This window comes from Candidatus Nanosynbacter lyticus (genome assembly GCF_030253515.1).
In the GTDB taxonomy this organism is placed as follows: domain Bacteria; phylum Patescibacteriota; class Saccharimonadia; order Saccharimonadales; family Saccharimonadaceae; genus Nanosynbacter; species Nanosynbacter lyticus_A.
Genome location: NZ_CP124549.1, coordinates 57,287 through 75,214 on the forward strand (window position 1 = coordinate 57,287; position 17,928 = coordinate 75,214).

Consider the following 17,928-nt stretch of genomic DNA (forward strand, 5'->3'; position numbering starts at 1 on the left):
AAGAATGAATGCAGCCCAAATTATTACTGATGACATGTCTCTGGAAGAAAAGCTGAGTGCTATTGATGCGGCGATGCAGGCAGCGCAGGCGGTGGCTGACGAACAGGCCAGAGCGAATGGTAGTGTCGCTGCACCCATTGATCCGGCAAGTCTGACGGTTTGCGATGGTTGTGAATAAAACAACAGAGGTGTCGATTTGACGCCTCTTTTGATATGTTGGAGAAGTGATGGCAAAGAAGTATATTTTCGTAACCGGCGGCGTGCTGTCAGGCGTAGGTAAAGGTATCACGGCCGCCAGTATCGGTGCAGTGCTGCAGGCCAAAGGCATCGCCGTGTCGGTACAAAAGTGTGATCCGTATCTGAATGTTGATGCTGGACTGCTGAATCCGAAAGAGCACGGCGAGTGCTTTGTGACCAAGGATGGCGCCGAGACCGATTTGGACCTGGGCCACTACGAGCGGTTTTTGGATTTGGAATTGACGCGAAAAAACACCACGCTGTCGGGCCGATTGCTGCGCGATTTGATCGCCGATGAGCGGGCTGGTAAGTTTGGCGGCCAGACGGTACAGATGGTGCCGCATTTAACTAATTCTATCAAGGCGGCCATCCGCGAGGCGGCCGAGGGTGACGTTCATATCGTGGAAATTGGCGGCACAGTCGGCGACTACGAGGGTCTGAGCTTTATCGAGGCGATTCGCGGTTTTGCGCTGGATGTGGGACGGGAAAATTGCCTCTTCGTGCACGTGGTATATGTGCCGTTTTTGGAGGCGTCGCACGAGTACAAGACCAAGCCGGCTCAGAATGCGCTGGCGGATCTTCGCGGTTTTGGCATTATGCCGGATGTGGTGGCGGTGCGGACCGAGGGTCACGACAAGCCGCCGCGCAGTATCGGCGAAAAAATTGCTATTTCGTCTGGCGTGCGCCAGGAGGGAATTATTATGATGCCAAATGTCGATACAGTATATGAAGTGCCATTGACGGTGTACCGTGATTTGGGCAAGCTGCTTGGCGAGTTTACTGACAATTCAGTGGAGCCAAATTTACAGCGATGGAAACGTCTAGCTCAGCGCGATACTACTGAATATGCCAAGCGGGTAACCGTCGGCTTGGTGGCTAAATACATTGATAATTCTGATACCTACTTGTCGGTGACTGAGGCGCTGAAGTCTGCTGCTTGGGCGAACAAAAGTGAGATTTCTATTAAGTGGATTAACGCTGAGACAGCCAGCGAAGCTGATTTGGCCAGCGTTGACGCTATCGTGGTGCCGGGCGGTTTTGGCACGCGCGGCGTGGAGGGGAAGATTAAAGCAGCTGAATATTGTATAAAAAACAACAAGCCGTATCTAGGAATTTGTCTTGGCCTGCAGGTGGCGGTCATTGCGGCAGCGCGTTTGGGCGGCGTGGCGAATGCTAACAGTGAAGAGTTTGGCGCTGAGCCTGGCGCGGATGTGGTGTACATCATGGACGGACAGCAGGGCAAGCAGTCGACCGGCGGCACGATGCGCCTCGGCGATTATCCGGCGGTGCTGAAATCTGGTTCGCTTGTTGCTAAAATTTATGGTAAAACAGAGGTAATTGAGCGGCATCGCCATCGCTACGAAGTGAATCAAGATTTTGTTCAAGCGATTGAGAGGGGCGGCCTGGTGATTTCTGGCACGTCGCCGAACGGTCAGCTGGTGGAATTTATCGAAGCGCCGCATCATCGGTATTTCGTGGCCACGCAAGCTCATCCTGAATTTAAGTCGCGCCCGTTCCGCCCGCATCCACTATTTGACGGGCTGATTCGAGCCAGCTTGACAAAGTAAAAAACTTATGCTAACATACGGCCAGATAGTACCTAACATAAAAAGGAATAAAAATGGCTGAAGAAACAATTGAAACACATGATCCGCTTGATGGGACGACGTTAAGTCATGACGATGCCTCGGCGCTTGGGTATGTTTTGCGTCACGTCAAGGGCTCGAGTCCGAGCTCGGTGACGCTGCTGCAGCTGGAAGAAATGAGTCAAGAGTAAAACTGCTTGTTGTCTGCTATACTGAAAGGTATGGAGCAGATTATTTCTCAGGCGGTGAAGCAACTTTTTGATCAGGATGTATCGGTGCAGTTGACGCGCCCTGATCCAAAATTTGGTGATTTTGCGACGAATGTGGCGCTGCAGTTGGCGAAACCACTGGGCAAAAGTCCGCGCGAGATTGCCGAGGCGATTGCCAAAGAGCTGCGTGGCCGCCAGGAGTTTAGCGAGGTCAGTGTGGCTGGGCCAGGCTTTATCAATGTGAAATTGAGCGATCAAGCGGTGCTTGAGTCGTTGAAAGTGCGACCAGCCACCAATCGTTCAGGTCAAACGGTCGTTATTGAGACCAACTGCCCGAATCCGTTCAAAGCCATGCACATTGGTCACGCTTTGAATGCGATTTTGGCAGACACCATGGCGAATTTGTTGGCGGTGGATGGTGCATCGGTACACCGAGTGAGTTACCACGGCGATGTCGGTACGCATGTTGGCAAGAGTATGTGGGCGATTCTTCGCGAAATTGATGGCGATGTCAGCAAGCTAGACGCTATTCCAGCTGATAAGCGCAACGAGTTTATGAGCCGTATGTACGTTGAAGGGGCGCGGGCAGCCAAGGAATCGCCAGAGGCGCGGGCGGAGATTGATGAGCTGGCCAAACAGTCATTTGTGCTGGACGATCCGTTGTATAAGCAGGTGTATGAGATTTGTAAGGCCTGGAGTTTTGATGAAATTGACGCCAATGTGGCACGACTGGGTAATGTGCCAATTGAGCGACGCTACGTCGAGAGCGAAACTGAAGTGCCAGGCAAGGCCTTGATCAAAGAAAAAACCCCAGAGGTCTTTACTGAGTCGGACGGTGCATATATCTTCAAGGGTAGCCAGTACGGTGCGTTTGATAATGTGTTCATCGGTTCGCATGGCAACGGGTTGTATGGTGCGCACGACATGGGGCTGATCCAGCTGAAGCGCCAAGATTATCCAAACCTAGACCTATCAATTACCGTCAATGGCGAAGAGCAGGCGGCGTATTTCCGCGGGGTGATTGCCGCTAGTGAATTGGCAATTCCAGAACTGAAGGGTAAATTGTTTAATTATGCGACTGGCCTCGTCAAATTAACGACTGGTAAAATGAGTTCGCGTACTGGCGAGGTGATTACCATCGATTGGTTATTTAACGAGTTTAAAAAGGCCATCACGCAAGCTGGCGGTGAACCAACCGACGAAGTAGTGGCTGGCGCACTGCGCTATCAATTTTTGAAGGTCAAAATTGGTAGCGATGTGGTCTTTGACATTAACGATGCGGTTAGTTTGACAGGTAACACCGGTAGTTACCTACAGTATGCACACGCTCGGGCACGGGGTATCTTGGCGAAATCTGAGCAAGCAGTTGCGTTCCCGACGGAATTGTTCGACGAAGATCGGCTGCTCGTTAGGAAACTGAGCGAATACGCTGAGGCGGTTAACCGTGCTACCGAAAGTTTGGAGCCGCATCATATCTGCGCCTATTTGTTTGAGCTGGCACAAGAATTCAACCGCTACTATGAGAAAAATCAAGTTGTTGGCAGCGACAAAGAAGCGCACCGCGTTGGCTTGGTAGCGGTGTATGCTGACATCTTGAAGGCGGGACTCACCATTCTTGGTATCGTCGCCCCCGATAAGTTGTAAAATATTAGTAAATATTGTATGATATGTCAGAGATGGAAAAGTATATTTCTGCTAATTTGATGACGCCTAAACGGCAATTAGTTAAGGCTGAGCCAGGACTACGACGTGAACTTTTATTAGACTCGCAGCAGCTGAAGTTGATTCGTGCAGTGTATGAACAGTCTCCGCAGACGTATGATGCTGCAACGAAGGCGGCAGTTGATATAGCACGGGTGGTACGACAAACGGTGGATTTTGCTCCGACTTCGGCTGATTCACCGCTACTCGATGCAGTTGAAGTTGCTGGTTGTGAGGCTACAAATTGTTTTGGCCATGTCATTATTGCGTCAGAGTGTCTGGAGCAGCTCGGCATTGAGCATTTTGTTAGTTATGCGAATCAGCACGCTATGGTTACACTATTTGATTGGAGTAGTAGGCGAGCCTTTTTGCTCGATGTGGCAACAGAGGAGTTGTGCTGTGATATGACCGGCGTGATTGGCAGCGGTGCGCCCAACCCGCTTGACCAGCTGGCGATGGGTGAGTTGCGGGCAGTGAATACATTTTTTTCGGGGGAACTCTTGAAACGACTACCGCCGTCGATCGATAGGCAAAAGTTTATGAGCTCAAGGCCATGACTGTCATTTGATGCTATTGATGCGGCACAATCTCACGAATATAAGCCCCGAAATCGGATATTACAGTTCTTAACATTACCCTCAGTACCGGGGCGTATGTTGTTGATTCAGCAATACAATGCTGCCCGGCGAGCGGAGTGGGGTGAAATCGAAACGGCGAGCGAGGAGCTATCAGAATTATCAGGGATATATCTTGATGTTGATTCGCGAAATGGCCTGAAAGAAGTTGATGGGTTGTGTCGTCGGCTAATAATAGCAGGAAAGTATGACGAAGCGGTTGAGCTAGCGACTATGGTGGACGAGAGCTTGGTCCCAGATGACAAATCGAAGAATAAGTTGTTTTTGCCAGATGTTATGCGAAAAATTGCCAAACAGAAGGGCGACAAGAGACTTGCCCAAGAAGCCATTGCACTATATGAGGCGAAACCGCCAAATAGCCTGCGCAACGGCAAGCTTGCTGCAGCCATAAAACTTTTAGATAATTTGTAAAGTTTTATGCTACAATCAAGGTACTACTTAACATAAAGGAGTTTTTATGGCAGAGAAAAAAGTAGCCAAAAAGGCGACTACTAAACAGACGACCGCTAAGAAATCAATTGTGAAAAAACCAAGTGTGGCGGCACTGAAAGAAAAAGCGGCAGCAGTCAAGGGCCATGGCGGCGGTTTTATGACATTTATCCGTGAGCAGGGCGTGGTTGGCTTGGCTGTCGGTCTGGCGATCGGTACTGCGGCTGGTGACACGGTCAAGAAATTGGTGACAGCATTTATCGATCCGCTCGTTCAGCTGATTGTCGGCTCGCAGGAAGGTTTGCAGGCAGCATCATTCTCCGTTGAAATTGCTGGTCGTAAGGGTGAGTTTCTGTACGGCGCATTCGTTAGCTCGCTGATCACTTTGTTGGCGGTGGCGTTTGTGGTGTATGCAATTATTCACTTTTTGAAGCTGGATAAATTAGACAAGAAAAAAGACTAATTGGGCCTTGAAAACAGATCCGCCGGATAAATACGGCGGATTTTTTATGTAAAACGATCTAGGCTGGAACAAGATGCGTACTGTACTCAGCAGGCTAGGAAATCAGCGTGCCGACTATCTCGCCGCGAGCGGCCCGGGCGATGTTGCCGTCGGTGAGCAGGTCGCAGATGATGACCGGTTTGTTCTCCTCGGCGGCCAGTCCAATGGCGGCCTTGTCCATAACAGTGATGTCAGGATTGGTGAGAATTTGGTCGTAATGAAGACGATCGAACTTAATGGCGTCAGGGAATTTAGCTGGGTCTTTGTCGTATACACCGTCGACTTTCGTCGTTTTGATCACAACGTCGCACTGCATCTCGAGGGCGAGGTTGAGAGCGGCGGTATCGGTAGTCAGGAAGGGTCGGCCAGTGCCACAGGCAACGATGACGATGCGGCCCTTCTTGATATGACTAAGGGCGCGGCGGAAGGTGTATTGGTCGATGAATTGATTAATCTCCACGGTGGACAGGGCGCGGGTCGGTAGGGCAGCGTCGTTGAACACATCGGCCAGAGCGATGGCGTTCATCAGAGTAGAGAGCATGCCGATGTTATGGGCCGAGACGGGCTGGATACCGTGGCCAATGATTTGGTTGCCGCGGACATAATTGCCGCCGCCAACCATGATGACGACTTCGGCGCCGCTGCTCAAGGCCGGTTTGATTTGTTCGGCGATCCAACGAGCCCGCTTAGGATCGAAGCCGCTGGCGAACTCGCCCTGGAGCTGCTCGCCGGATAATTTGAGAAGGATACGTTTTGCCATAACTTTAGTGTAGCATGCTGCAAGGAAGTGGTAAAATAGAAACATGAAAGCGAAATTCAAGCCGCAGCGAATTTTATGGCTGGATATGGAAATGACCGGGCTAGATCCGGTGGAGGATTTTCCGATTGAGGTGGCGATGATTGTGACCGACTGGGGGTTTACGGAAATTGCTCATTTTGAGGGTGCAGCGCACTGGTGTAGCAAGAAAATGCAAGCACGATTTGATAAGAATAAATCATTTTGGTATGGCGATGGTGCGGCTGCGCGAGAGCAGCTGATAGCGCAAAACAAGATCACCAAGACAACTAAGGCGCAGCTCGAGCGCGATATCTTGGCATTTTTGGATGAGTATTTTGATGATGCACCAATTTTATTGGCGGGTAATTCAATTCATCAAGACCGGCGCTTTATCGATCATTGGTTCAAGAAATTTTCAAAACGCCTCCACTACCGAATGCTGGATGTTAGTGCCTGGAAGGTGGTATTTGAAGGTAAATATGGCAAAAAATTTGCCAAGCCAGAGGATCATCGAGCGCTGGAGGACATCCGCGGTAGTATTCAAGAATTACAATATTATTTGAAGAAGGTGAAACGCTAGGTTTACCAGTCGGCATATTCACGGCTGCTGAGTTATTTGACAAGAGTGTACTTATCTGATACTCTCCTGAGAAAAGGAGTTGGAAAATGCATGCAGTAAGTTCTGAGTTACAGCAATATATGACCGGGCTAACGAATGAGATTTCGCGCGGTCATTTTGATGAGGCTGTGCGGCTTGGCGAGAAAGCGCTGATAATGGAGGAGCTGCATGGTGAGGGTAACGAGTCACTGCTAGGGGAGGTGTATCGCAATATGGCCGCCGTAAGTGATCGTTTGGGCCGAACTGACGCGGCGCTTAACTATATCGATCAGGCATATGACATCCATGATATAGCAACTAACAATGACCCCGGGATTGAGACGCTACGCGAGCGGTCAGCCACGGCATCGTATGTTGGTGTGTTTGCTTTAAAGGCGTATCTGTTAGCGGAGGGTCGGGATGAAGCGTTGGCGGACAAGGCGCGGCTCATGACGCGGCAGGCCGAGCAGGACATGGCAAAAGTAAACCAGCTTTCTAAAGAAGAGGACGCTGACCAGTACGAGATAAATATGGCATCCCGCTGGGGTATGGTTGAAAGTCTAGTGGGTGACAAGCAGCGAGGCTTGGCGCTGGCGGGCCGGGCAATTCGATTGGCTCGGCAATCAGAGCGGGATCAACAAAAGGGCTTGACTGGGCGAGATGTTCTCAGGGCGCGAACACGAGCGGCGCTTCGTGGTATGGCGGCCGTGGCGGTAAATGCTGCGAGCCGATTTGGCGCGACGCGGGGCATGGCTGAGAAAATTGCTCTCAAGACATTGTGATTGTATACTGAGAGCATGACCCATAAACAATTTGAAGAGTTTATCCTGAGTTTGCCCGGTGTGTGGCTGGATTATCCGTTTGGCGAGGATGTTGCGGTGTATAAGTTTGGTAAGAATAATGACGGCGCAGGGAAGATGGTAGCTCTGGTGGCTGAGGGCTCGAAGCCGCTCAGGGTTAGTCTGAAGTGCGACCCACTACTGGCTGAGAATCTCCGCGAGAAGTACGAGACGGTGCTGCCGGGGTATCATCTGAATAAGAAGCATTGGAATACCATCATTTGCTCGGGGCAATTGAGTGATGAAGAAATTTTTGATTTGGTGCGGCTAAGTTATCAGCTGGTGGCGGAGTGAGTAAAACAGCATAAACTGAGTGCCGGGAGAAATAGTGCTGCTCCGACCGACTTGTGCCGCATCGTGCGTGGTTATGACTTGTCCGAATCACCGGTGATCGCCATGAGCTGCTTGCGTACGTTGGTGAGGTCGGAAATGGTTTTCTCAAGAAAGTCAATTGTGCTTTTGCTGCGCGAACCCTCTTTGATACGATTCATCATCAAGAGCGTATCAGCCAGTTCGGTATTCATGGTGTAGGCATAGGTGTTGTCGAGGTCGGCATTGAGATAGGCCTCCTCAAATTTTTCCTCGAGTTTTGTCGGTGGGTCGAGCGCGGTGATGTTTTTGAGGTCTTTTTTGACGTCGATGTTCTGGGCGGCGGCCGGCGTCTCGATGGACTTATTGGCAGTGGTGAGTACGGCCGTGAGCGAGCTATTAGCGTCTTGGAGCTGGCTGGATTTGAGGCGGGAAGTAAATTTCTCAGAGACGGTTTGGAGTTTTTGTAGACGAGCAATGAGGTTATTTAATGAAGGGCCGCGGGAGGCGTTTTGGGTGGCGTTGATGATAAAGGCCAGGCCGAGTAGTCCAATGATGCCGAGAATGAGCAAGATAATCTTTGTCTTTTTATCAAAGCCTTGCGGTGCTGGCGGTGCAGAAATTTGATTGAGATAATCAATACCGGTTGGCACGTCGTAGTCATTGTGTGGCTGCATATACCCATTAAAGCATAAACAACAACAGAGGTAAAGAGTGATATAATAAAAACCATGAATGATGCCAAAGAAGAAGTGCGGGCGCGGCTAAATATCGAGGACGTGATCGGCGAATATGTTCAGCTGAAGCGGGCGGGTCGTAATTTGAAGGGACTGAGTCCATTCACTGATGAGCGGACGCCGAGTTTTATGGTCAGTCCGGAAAAGCAGATTTGGCATGATTTTTCTTCGGGCAAGGGAGGCGATATTTTTACGTTCGTGATGCTGGTGGAGGGGATGGATTTCCGGCAGGCGTTGGAACATTTGGCGCGCAAGGCAGGCGTGGATTTGAGTTTGTTTTCTCATGGTGATGGGCGCACGGCCAAGCGGCGGGCGCGGGCAGGGGAGGCGCTGAAATTGGCCGCGAATTTCTATCAGCAAAATTTGGTGAAAAATTCGGCAGCACGAGAATACGCGGTGAAAAAACGGCGGCTGAATCGGCAGACGATCGGTGATTTTATCATCGGCTATGCGCCGGATCAGGGCGATGCGCTGACGAAAGCGCTGGAAAAGCGGGGATTTTCGCGCCGGGAACTGGCTGACGCGGGGCTGGTGAATCGGTTTGGCGGCGACTTGTTTCGGGGGCGGATGATGGTGGTCTTGAGTGATAGCAGCGGCGAGGTGGTTGGCTTTACGGGGCGAATTATTCGTGATGATCCGCGCGCGCCAAAGTATCTGAACACGCCGCAGACCCTGCTATTTGATAAATCGCGCCATATTTTTGGGCTGTATCAGGCGAAAGAGGCGATTCGTAGGAGCGACGCGGCGGTGATTGTCGAGGGGAATCTGGACGTGGTTAGTAGCCACCAAGCTGGCGTCAAAAACGTGGTGGCGACGGCGGGAACGGCGATGACCCTGCAACATCTGAAGGTGCTGAGCCGGTTGGCGGGGCGGATTCGTGTGGCATTTGATGGCGACCGGGCGGGCGTGAGCGCGACGGAGCGGGCCATCAATTTGGCGCAGGAAATTGGTGTGGAATTAGAGGTGGTGAGTCTGCCGGACGGCGTGAAAGACCCGGATGAATTGATCCAAAAAGACCCAGCCCTGTGGCAAGCGGCGGTTGAGCGGGCGCAGCCGGCGGTGGACTGGGTAATCGCTCGGCACGCCGAGATGGAAGATTTGGCGACGGCCGAAGGGAAGCGGCGATTTTCGACAACTGCATTGAGAATCGTGCGCGGCCTGAAAGATCCGGTGGAGCAAGAGCATTACTTGGCGGTAATTTCTAAAGAAACTGGTGCTAGTCTCGCGGTCTTGCGAGCGAAGCTTGGCGCTGAGAGATCAACGCCGCCCGCTCAGCTTAAAAAACCAAAGATTGAAAAGGCGACTCCGAGTAAACCTCGTGACGAATTAGCGGACATCATCGTCGGTCTGGCGCTTAGTCAGCCGTCGACTCGGCGCTGGGTCGGGGCGCTCGAGGCGGCTAGCTTGGACGAGCCAGCTCGAGCAGTGGTGACGGCGCTGCAGGCTGAGCCGCTACTTGACATAGAAAAATTACCCCGTCCCTTGCAAAAATTTGAGCAGTATGTGAAAATAGTACAGTTAAAAAGTGAACGCCGCTACATGGACTGGGAGCCGGAAGCTCTGGACAGTGAAATGGCGCGTTTGGTAAAGCAATTGATACGTAAACACCGCGACACAAAAAAACAACAATTATTAGAAGATTTGCGTGAGGCTGAGGAGCTCAGCGATGAGGCGCGGGCGCGTATCTTGCGGCAGCAGCTGAACGCACTGATTAAGGAGAATGTGTGAACAACGACCAGCAATACACCCCGACCAATGACGATCCACTCGAGCCAGATCTGACGGCGGTACATGATGACGAGGAGATAGAAGATCTCGAGGCGTTGAGCGCTGGCCAGTATCTGGATGACATTTCGGACGATTCGGTGCGGTTGTATCTGCGTGAGATTGGTAAAATCCCGCTGTTAAGCTCGGACGAGGAAATGGAGCTGGCGCGGCGGATCATTGAGGGCGATAAGAAGGCCAAGGACAAGATGGCCGAGGCGAACATGCGTTTGGTGGTGTCGATCGCTAAGCGCTATTCGGGCCGTGGGTTGGATTTTCTGGACCTGATTCAGGAGGGAAATACTGGTCTACTTCGGGCCGTGGAGAAGTTTGATCCGGACAAGGGCTTTAAGTTTTCGACCTACGCGACGTGGTGGATTCGCCAGGCGATTACCCGGGCGATCGCTGATCAGGCGCGGACGATTCGCATCCCCGTGCATATGATTGAGACAATTAATAAGCTGGTGCGGACGCAGCGACGGCTCACCCAGGAACTGAACCGCGAGCCGACGATGGAAGAATTGTCCAAGGAGATGGACATGGAGCCGGAAAAGATTGAATACATCAATAAAATTCGACAAGAGACGTCGAGTTTGGATGCTGGCATTGGGCGTGATGGTGACGAGGAAGATTCGGTGTTGGGCGATTTTATCGAGGATGAAGATACAATTTCGCCAGAAGAATCAGCGACCAATCAGCTGCTGAAAGAAAAGGTCGCCGAGGTGCTGTCGAGTCTGTCTGATCGCGAGCAAAAAATTGTGCGCATGCGGTTTGGGCTGGATAATGGCGGTAAAAGCCATACGCTCGAGGAAGTCGGTCAGCAATTTGCTGTGACGCGCGAACGTATCCGCCAGATCGAGGCGAAGGCTTTGGCGAAGCTGAGGAAGCACAAAGACGCTAAGAAGTTGTATGAGTATTTGAGCTAGATTGACGGGCGATAATAAAAAGGCCAGGCGGGTATGTCTGGCCTTTTTGGTGCGTTGTGATTTAACACTGCTCAGGTGCCTTACAAAAATGCTCGTGGTGAGTGACGGCCTCTAGCTGAGCGTACAGTTTATCTAGCCCACGGTCGTTCATCACAAAATAGTCGGCAATGGCGATTGGCCCGCCTTTTTCTAGGTTTTCAATTTCTGACCAATCGCGCTGGTCGACTTCGCGTGGCTGCATCGGCCGCTCGGGGCGTTTGGCCATGCGTTGATAGCGCAGGTGCTTTGGTGTGACGACGGCGATGACGGACATCTGGCCGGGGAATTCGTGCTTGAGGATTTTATACTCGCTCCAAGTGTATAAGCCATCCAGGACAATTTTATTTTGTCCGGCATTGATCAAATCGCGAATGTTCTTAATTACGCGCTTGATAACGAAATCTTTGCCTTCGCGCTGGCGGATTTCTTCGCGGAATTTTTGCTGATTGTCCCAGGTTGGTTCAATACCAGCTTCTTCCATGGCTTTGTAAATAACACCGCCAAAATAAACTTTGGGGAAGCCTTTTTTTGTTAAATATTCGACGGCCGAACTTTTGCCGCTACCAGCCAGACCGACGAGGGCGATGATTTTTGCGTGTGGTTGTGTCATGTTGCTAGTATAGCAAATTTGCTATACTGAGTATATGAAACGTTTGGCGGTTATCGACGGAAAATCAGTGTTTTACCGAGGGTATTATGCCATGCCGGGGCTCAGTACGGCGGATGGTACGCCGACTGGCGGGGTGTATGGGTTTGTAAGTTTGGCGATTGAGCTGATCAAAAAATTAGAGCCGGATTATGTGGCGGTGGCATGGGACAAGCGCGGCACCAACATCCGTAAGCGGCGGGAACTATATCCAGACTACAAGGCCGGTCGCAAGCCAGCACCGGATGATTTTTATCAGCAAATTCCGATTTTGATGGAACTGCTGGATGCCTTTGGCTGGCCGCTGTATGAACTCGATGATTATGAGGCGGACGATATCATGGGCGCGTTTGCCAGGCAAGCGGAGGCGCGCGGCGTGCAGACCTGTCTGCTGACGTCGGATTTGGATGCGCTGCAATTGGTGTCGCCGCTGACCAAAGTCTACGCCATGAAAAATGGTCTGAGGAACATAGAGGAATTTACGGCGGAATATTTTGAACAAAAATATGGCATTCGGACGGATCAGTTTTTGGATTTGAAGGCGCTGAAGGGTGATTCCAGCGACAATTTGCCGGGCGTGCCGGGAGTTGGTGAAAAGACAGCGGTGAAATTATTGCAAGCATATGACACGCTGGACGGCGTGTATGCGCATGTGGATGAGCAAACAGGCGCCCTACGGACAAAGCTTGAAGCGGGCCGCGAGTCGGCGTATTTGACCAAGCAGGTGGCGGAGATTTGGACGGACGCACCGGTGGAGCTAGACTGGGAGGTGGCTGATGTTAACGACTGCGACTTTGCTAGAGTGGCGGAGATTTTGCGGAAACTGGAGTTTCATTCGCTGATTGGGCGATTGCCGAAGACAATGCAGGCGGTGGATGAGGCAGTGGAGACGGCGGAGTTGGAGTTGCCACGTGTTGAAAATTTACCGGCTGAGCCGCTGTTTGAGGCAGAAAATAGTATCTATATTGATCCATCGGAGCCGGACATAGTCTATATTAATTCCAAGCCTGGCGTGGCGTGGCGGGCGAAGATGAGTGAAATTGGCTGGTCGGTTTGGCAATTGTTGGCGCAGGGTGTGGTGATCGCGGTGGACGTCAAGGGGCTGTATCACGCGCTGGATACTCACGGTGTGACGGTGCGATTTCATGAGGTGTGGGATGTTGGGCAGGCGGCGTTTTTGATCGATCCACTGAGGCGCGACCGTCGTTTAGCGGCGCTGGCGGGCGATTTTTCTGAGGATAATTCCGCGTTGCGGCAGTTGGCGCGGCTTCGTCAAATTTACCGCCAGCAGCAGGATTATATGGCGGCGCATCAGCAGATTGCCAGGGTGCTTCGCGAGTTTGATTTTCCAGTGATTTGGCCGCTGTTTCAGATGGAAAAGCGCGGCATGAAGCTGGACACAGTGCTGCTTGAACAGATGGGTGAGGAGCTGAGGGCGGAGGTGAGCCAGCTTGAACAACAAATGTATACGATGGCTGGGCGTGAATTCAATGCCGCCAGCCCGGCACAGCTGTCTGAGGTGTTATTTACCAAACTTCAGCTGCCGACGACCGGTATCAAAAAAGGTAAAACCGGCTATTCGACGGGGCAGAAAGAGCTGGATAAGCTGCGCGGGCGACACCCGATCATTGAGCTGATTGAGCGGTATCGGGAGCTGACTAAATTGATCAGCACCTACATTGAAGCGCTGCCGAAATTGGTGGCTGAGGACGGTCGGATTCACACCACGTTTAATCAAAACGTCACCAGCACCGGGCGGTTGAGTAGTACCAATCCCAACCTACAGAATATTCCGGTGCGCACAGAACTGGGCCGGAAGATTCGTCAGGCGTTTGTGCCCAGTCAGGGCAAGGTGTTTGTTGGTGTGGATTATTCACAATTTGAGCTGCGGCTGGCGGCGGCACTGGCGGGCGATGAGCAGCTGATTAACGATTTTAATAGCGACGTGGATATTCATACCAAGACGGCGGCCGAGACCTACGGCGTGCCAATGGCTGAGGTGACAAAATTGCAGCGGCGCGCGGCCAAGGTGATCAACTTTGGTGTGCTGTACGGCATGAGTCCGCACGGCTTGGCGGCAGCTACCGGCATGACCTTTACTGAGGCGAAACAGTTTATTGAACACTATTTTGCGGTACGCCAGCCAATCCGCCAGTATTTGGACACAATTTTAGTTCAAGCGCGTGAACGAGGTTTTGTCGAGACCTATTTTGGTCGGCGCCGACCAACGCCCGACGTTAAGTCGAGCAACTTTATGGTGCGTTCAGCGGCGGAGCGGGCGGCGATGAACATGCCGATTCAGGGAACGGAAGCGGATTTGATGAAGCTGGCGATGATTCGGCTGGAGGACAAGTTGGCTGGGCTGGCTGAGCCAGTCCTGCAGGTTCACGACTCAATTTTGGTGGAATGCGCGCCGGAAGACGCCGAGCGAGTCGGTGAAATCATGCGCAGAGAAATGGAAGGTATTTGTCCGGAGTTGCCAATTCGATTGAAGGTTGATATTGAAGTGGGGTATAATTGGGGTAGTCTATAAAAAGGAGGGTTAGACTAGTGTCTGGATTTAAGGCTCGTGAAGCAACATTACAAAACTTATTTGACAGTGGTGACTATGATCAGTTTGTAATTCCGCATTATCAACGCAGCTATGTGTGGGGCCAGGACGAATTGGAGAATTTCTGGAATGATTTTATTGAACGTAAAGAAGTAGGACAGCTTTATTTACTCGGCTCAATCATTGTCAGTAGGACAAAACAAAAACGTTCTTTTGGGGTTGTGGATGGTCAACAACGTCTTATTACAAGCTCGGTGTTTATAACAGCCTTGAAAGATGTTTGGAGCGAAAAGTTTGGTCGTGATGAAGAATATTTCTCTTTAGAAAGATTTATTAAAAAGAGGGTATTAGGGAGCAATAGTGCCATCTTTAAGATAGATGTTGCGGGCAGCTTGAAGCAATGCTATATTGACATGATTATTTCAGGAAGTACTAAAAAGGAGTATAAGAACGAAGATCAGAAAAATCTTCATCGTGCATATAATTACTTCAAAGATAAGTTACGTGACTCGTATGATGCAAATCAAGCTAATGATAATCAACGAAAAAAGTTGCTGCTACAAAAACTTGAGAATCTTCTAGATACTAATCTAGTGCTGGTTATTCTTGATGATGAGGACGATGCTTACGAAGTGTTTGAGGGGTTCAATGCTCGTGGCGTAGATCTTTCTATCTCGGACTTGTTTAAAAACCTTTTTCTACAAAAGATAAAAGGAACAGAAGAAGAAAAAACAAGAGCGCTTGAAGAGTGGGATAATATTATTCAGATAGTTACAGAATTGCGGATCCCAAAGTTTACGATCAATACGTTTATTAGGTATTATTGGATAAGAAACCACTCGTTTATAGGCGAGCGTCAGCTTTACAAGAAAATTAAGAAAGAAACGAAGAACTATAGGGAATTGCTATCTGATATGCATCAGATAGCAGAAGCTTTAAGGGTATTATTTAATGGATCACCGTATGAGATAAGGGATTTTCTTGGGCACCCGGAGGCGAAAGCAGAATATGCAAAATCTATAAGTGACTCATTACGTGCTTTGAGGGTTATGAATACTCAGAGCTATATGGTTTGGCTGATGTCTATAGCAGCTAAGCGAAATAAAGAATTTATTAGTCTTAAGATGTTTGCTCGATCGCTTGGTCAAATAGAAAGATTTTCATTTAGGTATTTTGTAGTTTCAAAATTACCAGCAAATCGTGTTGAAAAAATGTATGCTAAATTTTCAAATGAATTATTTAAATTGTCCGATATTCGAGATAAACAAAGAATAGCAACTTTATTAGATAAGGGGATCTTGGACAGAATTGAACAAGATAAACTTCTACCTCCAAGAGAACAGTTTATTGCTGATTTTGGTTTATTGTGCCTAAAACCTAATAATAATAAAAATCTTGTTCGGTACATTTTAACCCAAATAGAAAATCAGTTAAGCAGCGGCGAGAAGGGCGTTACTCAAGAAGTTGTTACAATTGAGCATATTATGCCCCAGAGGTTAAACAAGGGGTGGAATATATCGCAAACCGATCATAAAAACTGTGTTAATATGCTTGGTAATTTGACAATCCTAAAAGGTGCGTCAAACTCATCTGCAAGCAATAAAGCAATTAACGAAAAGATTCGTCATTTTAAAGATTCAGACTTAAAGATGAATGGTGATCTGGTTGATCTAATAAATAAAAAAAGCGATTGGGGTAAAGACGAAATAATAGAAAGACAAAATGCTTTTGCAGAAGCATCTGATGGTATCTGGTCTGTAGATAAAAGATAAATACTGCCCTAAGTAAGGTAATATTAAGGTATTAGTATGCTAATCTGACTGTACTAAATAATGTAGGATATCCCTGGTGACTAGTGCAAAAAATCTAATATTATGGTATAATCGCCCCATGAGGCGTACGTATAATTCTTTTAATTCCTTTTCTCGGTTTGTGCCGATTTTACTAGTCATCATTATCACTATCGTGACGATCGTCGCAATTATCAGCATCAGCCGGTCGATATTTGGTGGCGACGAGCAAAAACAGCAGCAGGAGACGACTGAGCAGAAAAAAAGCGACTTGCTACAAACCGACGAGAGTCGAGCGGTCAGACTGACAGTGCGTGGCCCGATCGTCGCTAATGAGAAATTCCGTTCGTATCAAATAACCATTGCGCCGTCGTCGCGGGTGATGACGACGTATGAAGGATATGTCGAGAAGCAGCTGAACACCAAGCAGCTGAATAATAACGCCAAGGCTTATGAAGAGTTGGTGTACGCACTGGATAAGCGCAAGATGATGGAAGGGCGACAGCTGAGCGATGAGCAGAATGACCTGCGCGGTATTTGTGCGACGGGCAAGGTGTATAAATTTGAATTGTTGATGAATGGAACATCGATCAAGGCGCTGTGGACGTCGGATTGTAGTGGTTCTAAAGGCTCGGCGGTTGCTAATGTCGAGGAAATCGTCGATATGTTTATCAAGCAAATCCCTGACGGTAGCAAAATGGCCACCGCTATCGGGCTGTACCAGCGGGATACGCTGTTCAAGTTTTAGGGGCGTCTGATGCCGGAACTTCCCGAAGTCGAAACAGTTCGCAGCGGTTTGGCGGAGCTACTGCCGGGTCGAGTGGTGGCGCGAGTGGCAGTGTTTGATTCGCCAAAAAGCTTTCCGAATGCGCCGGCTGATGTTGAACAATTTTTGTATGGTGCGCGCGTGACGGCGGTGCGGCGGCGAGCGAAAGTACTGATGATTGATCTGGACACTCGCTACTCGCTGGTGGTGCATTTGAAGATGACGGGGCAGCTTATCTTTCGTGGGCAAGAAAGTTTTGCTGGCGGGCATCCAAACGATAGTTTGATTGGCAAGCTGCCGGATCGGTCGACGCGGGTGCAGATTGATTTTATCGATGGGTCACGGCTGTTTTTCAACGATCAACGTAAGTTTGGTTGGGTAAAATTGCTGCCGACTGATGAGGTGAAGAACTTGCCGTTCATGCAAAAAGTAGGGCCGGAACCGCTTGATCCTCAGACACGCGCCGAGGATTTCATCCAGCGGATTCGTCACCGTCAAAACTCGATGATTAAGCCGGCTTTTCTTGACCAGACGGTGATCGCTGGGGTTGGCAATATTTATGCTGACGAGGCATTGTGGGCGGCGCAGATTCATCCACAGACGCGGGTGAAAAACGTTAGCGACCAGCAGCTGAATACATTATTTACTGAGCTACGGCGCATCTTGCAACTCAGTATTGATCAGGGCGGCTCGACTGATAAAAATTACGTTGATGCCGAGGGTCGAAAAGGAAATTATCTAACATTTGCTCATGTGTTTCGCCGCGAAGGTCAAGCCTGCCATCGCCACCCCGACCAAGAAATCATCAAGCTAAAAGTCGGCGGTCGCGGTACGCATATTTGTCCAGTGTGCCAGAAGACACCGATATTTGACAAATAGTAGTTTA

At 49.8% G+C, this 17,928-nt stretch carries 19 protein-coding genes; 16 read left to right on the top strand and 3 right to left on the bottom strand.

The window, feature by feature from the left end; genetic code table 11:
* Positions 1-4 precede the first annotated feature (4 nt).
* The 7 genes from NLML1_RS00290 (at position 5) to NLML1_RS00320 (ending at position 5,260) form a co-directional block, all read left to right on the top strand.
* Positions 5-178, top strand: coding sequence for a hypothetical protein (locus NLML1_RS00290; protein ID WP_285441609.1), 174 nt, complete (start codon positions 5-7; stop codon positions 176-178).
* Positions 179-227: 49 nt separating this feature from the next.
* Positions 228-1,805: a CTP synthase gene (locus tag NLML1_RS00295; protein WP_285441610.1), complete on the top strand. Its 1,578-nt coding sequence runs from the start codon at positions 228-230 to the stop codon at positions 1,803-1,805.
* Between the two features lie 53 nt (positions 1,806-1,858).
* Positions 1,859-2,014, top strand: a complete 156-nt coding sequence (locus NLML1_RS00300) for a hypothetical protein (RefSeq protein ID WP_162420377.1) — start codon at positions 1,859-1,861, stop codon at positions 2,012-2,014.
* Positions 2,015-2,044: 30 nt separating this feature from the next.
* The gene (gene argS, locus NLML1_RS00305) at positions 2,045-3,676 is read left to right on the top strand and encodes an arginine--tRNA ligase (RefSeq protein ID WP_285441611.1); all 1,632 of its coding nucleotides are present in this window, start codon (positions 2,045-2,047) and stop codon (positions 3,674-3,676) included.
* A 23-nt stretch (positions 3,677-3,699) separates the two neighbouring features.
* Complete coding sequence (locus NLML1_RS00310; protein WP_285441612.1) at positions 3,700-4,290, top strand: hypothetical protein; 591 nt, start codon at positions 3,700-3,702, stop codon at positions 4,288-4,290.
* Positions 4,291-4,386: 96 nt separating this feature from the next.
* Positions 4,387-4,779 (top strand): hypothetical protein, encoded by a 393-nt coding sequence (locus NLML1_RS00315; protein WP_285441613.1) that lies wholly within the window; start codon positions 4,387-4,389, stop codon positions 4,777-4,779.
* A gap of 46 nt (positions 4,780-4,825) precedes the next feature.
* Positions 4,826-5,260 (top strand): MscL family protein, encoded by a 435-nt coding sequence (locus NLML1_RS00320; protein ID WP_162322991.1) that lies wholly within the window; start codon positions 4,826-4,828, stop codon positions 5,258-5,260.
* A gap of 94 nt (positions 5,261-5,354) precedes the next feature.
* Here the strand turns inward: NLML1_RS00320 and NLML1_RS00325 are convergent, their stop codons facing one another.
* Positions 5,355-6,059, bottom strand: a complete 705-nt coding sequence (locus NLML1_RS00325; protein WP_285441614.1) for a uridine monophosphate kinase — start codon at positions 6,057-6,059, stop codon at positions 5,355-5,357.
* Positions 6,060-6,102: 43 nt separating this feature from the next.
* On the opposite strand from NLML1_RS00325, the gene orn reads away from it, so the two are divergent.
* From orn to NLML1_RS00340, 3 genes are all read left to right on the top strand, one after another.
* Positions 6,103-6,657, top strand: a complete 555-nt coding sequence (gene orn, locus NLML1_RS00330; RefSeq protein WP_285441615.1) for an oligoribonuclease — start codon at positions 6,103-6,105, stop codon at positions 6,655-6,657.
* An 86-nt stretch (positions 6,658-6,743) separates the two neighbouring features.
* Positions 6,744-7,457, top strand: a complete 714-nt coding sequence (locus tag NLML1_RS00335; protein WP_162453929.1) for a hypothetical protein — start codon at positions 6,744-6,746, stop codon at positions 7,455-7,457.
* Between the two features lie 15 nt (positions 7,458-7,472).
* Positions 7,473-7,808 carry an MmcQ/YjbR family DNA-binding protein gene (locus NLML1_RS00340; RefSeq protein ID WP_162453930.1) on the top strand — a complete coding sequence of 112 codons (336 nt, stop codon included), beginning with the start codon at positions 7,473-7,475 and terminating at the stop codon, positions 7,806-7,808.
* A gap of 71 nt (positions 7,809-7,879) precedes the next feature.
* On the opposite strand, the gene NLML1_RS00345 is transcribed toward NLML1_RS00340, so the two are convergent.
* Positions 7,880-8,500 carry a hypothetical protein gene (locus NLML1_RS00345; RefSeq protein WP_285441616.1) on the bottom strand — a complete coding sequence of 207 codons (621 nt, stop codon included), beginning with the start codon at positions 8,498-8,500 and terminating at the stop codon, positions 7,880-7,882.
* Positions 8,501-8,554: 54 nt separating this feature from the next.
* Here NLML1_RS00345 and dnaG point away from each other — a divergent pair, with 54 nt between their 5' ends.
* Together dnaG and rpoD are read left to right on the top strand one after the other, a co-directional pair.
* Entirely contained in the window at positions 8,555-10,288 is a 1,734-nt protein-coding gene (gene dnaG / locus NLML1_RS00350) for a DNA primase (RefSeq protein WP_285441617.1), read from the top strand.
* A complete protein-coding gene (gene rpoD / locus NLML1_RS00355; RefSeq protein ID WP_138076119.1) occupies positions 10,285-11,250 on the top strand; it encodes an RNA polymerase sigma factor RpoD in 966 nt (321 codons plus the stop codon). Before dnaG ends, rpoD begins: the two co-directional genes overlap by 4 nt.
* A 61-nt stretch (positions 11,251-11,311) precedes the next feature.
* Here the strand turns inward: rpoD and NLML1_RS00360 are convergent, their stop codons facing one another.
* Positions 11,312-11,899: an AAA family ATPase gene (locus NLML1_RS00360; RefSeq protein WP_285441618.1), complete on the bottom strand. Its 588-nt coding sequence runs from the start codon at positions 11,897-11,899 to the stop codon at positions 11,312-11,314.
* Between the two features lie 34 nt (positions 11,900-11,933).
* On the opposite strand from NLML1_RS00360, the gene NLML1_RS00365 reads away from it, so the two are divergent.
* From NLML1_RS00365 to mutM, 4 genes are all read left to right on the top strand, one after another.
* Positions 11,934-14,468: a DNA polymerase I gene (locus tag NLML1_RS00365; RefSeq protein ID WP_285441619.1), complete on the top strand. Its 2,535-nt coding sequence runs from the start codon at positions 11,934-11,936 to the stop codon at positions 14,466-14,468.
* A 17-nt stretch (positions 14,469-14,485) separates the two neighbouring features.
* Positions 14,486-16,258 carry a DUF262 domain-containing protein gene (locus NLML1_RS00370; protein ID WP_285441620.1) on the top strand — a complete coding sequence of 591 codons (1,773 nt, stop codon included), beginning with the start codon at positions 14,486-14,488 and terminating at the stop codon, positions 16,256-16,258.
* 118 nt (positions 16,259-16,376) lie between these two features.
* Positions 16,377-17,024 (top strand): hypothetical protein, encoded by a 648-nt coding sequence (locus tag NLML1_RS00375; protein WP_285441621.1) that lies wholly within the window; start codon positions 16,377-16,379, stop codon positions 17,022-17,024.
* 9 nt (positions 17,025-17,033) lie between these two features.
* Positions 17,034-17,921, top strand: coding sequence for a bifunctional DNA-formamidopyrimidine glycosylase/DNA-(apurinic or apyrimidinic site) lyase (mutM, locus tag NLML1_RS00380; protein ID WP_285441622.1), 888 nt, complete (start codon positions 17,034-17,036; stop codon positions 17,919-17,921).
* Positions 17,922-17,928 lie beyond the last annotated feature (7 nt).

What these genes read in the sequence shown, in the direction of transcription:
- NLML1_RS00310 (WP_285441612.1), top strand. Translation starts at nt 3,700, where the DNA reads ATGTCAGAGATGGAAAAGTATATTTCTGCTAATTTGATGACGCCTAAA.
- argS (WP_285441611.1), top strand. Translation starts at nt 2,045, where the DNA reads ATGGAGCAGATTATTTCTCAGGCGGTGAAGCAACTTTTTGATCAGGAT.
- orn (WP_285441615.1), top strand. Translation starts at nt 6,103, where the DNA reads ATGAAAGCGAAATTCAAGCCGCAGCGAATTTTATGGCTGGATATGGAA.
- NLML1_RS00315 (WP_285441613.1), top strand. Translation starts at nt 4,387, where the DNA reads ATGTTGTTGATTCAGCAATACAATGCTGCCCGGCGAGCGGAGTGGGGT.
- dnaG (WP_285441617.1), top strand. Translation starts at nt 8,555, where the DNA reads ATGAATGATGCCAAAGAAGAAGTGCGGGCGCGGCTAAATATCGAGGAC.
- NLML1_RS00325 (WP_285441614.1), bottom strand. Translation starts at nt 6,059, where the DNA reads ATGGCAAAACGTATCCTTCTCAAATTATCCGGCGAGCAGCTCCAGGGC.
- NLML1_RS00345 (WP_285441616.1), bottom strand. Translation starts at nt 8,500, where the DNA reads ATGCAGCCACACAATGACTACGACGTGCCAACCGGTATTGATTATCTC.
- NLML1_RS00335 (WP_162453929.1), top strand. Translation starts at nt 6,744, where the DNA reads ATGCATGCAGTAAGTTCTGAGTTACAGCAATATATGACCGGGCTAACG.
- NLML1_RS00320 (WP_162322991.1), top strand. Translation starts at nt 4,826, where the DNA reads ATGGCAGAGAAAAAAGTAGCCAAAAAGGCGACTACTAAACAGACGACC.
- NLML1_RS00375 (WP_285441621.1), top strand. Translation starts at nt 16,377, where the DNA reads ATGAGGCGTACGTATAATTCTTTTAATTCCTTTTCTCGGTTTGTGCCG.
- NLML1_RS00295 (WP_285441610.1), top strand. Translation starts at nt 228, where the DNA reads ATGGCAAAGAAGTATATTTTCGTAACCGGCGGCGTGCTGTCAGGCGTA.
- NLML1_RS00360 (WP_285441618.1), bottom strand. Translation starts at nt 11,899, where the DNA reads ATGACACAACCACACGCAAAAATCATCGCCCTCGTCGGTCTGGCTGGT.
- mutM (WP_285441622.1), top strand. Translation starts at nt 17,034, where the DNA reads ATGCCGGAACTTCCCGAAGTCGAAACAGTTCGCAGCGGTTTGGCGGAG.
- NLML1_RS00290 (WP_285441609.1), top strand. Translation starts at nt 5, where the DNA reads ATGAATGCAGCCCAAATTATTACTGATGACATGTCTCTGGAAGAAAAG.
- NLML1_RS00300 (WP_162420377.1), top strand. Translation starts at nt 1,859, where the DNA reads ATGGCTGAAGAAACAATTGAAACACATGATCCGCTTGATGGGACGACG.
- NLML1_RS00365 (WP_285441619.1), top strand. Translation starts at nt 11,934, where the DNA reads ATGAAACGTTTGGCGGTTATCGACGGAAAATCAGTGTTTTACCGAGGG.
- NLML1_RS00340 (WP_162453930.1), top strand. Translation starts at nt 7,473, where the DNA reads ATGACCCATAAACAATTTGAAGAGTTTATCCTGAGTTTGCCCGGTGTG.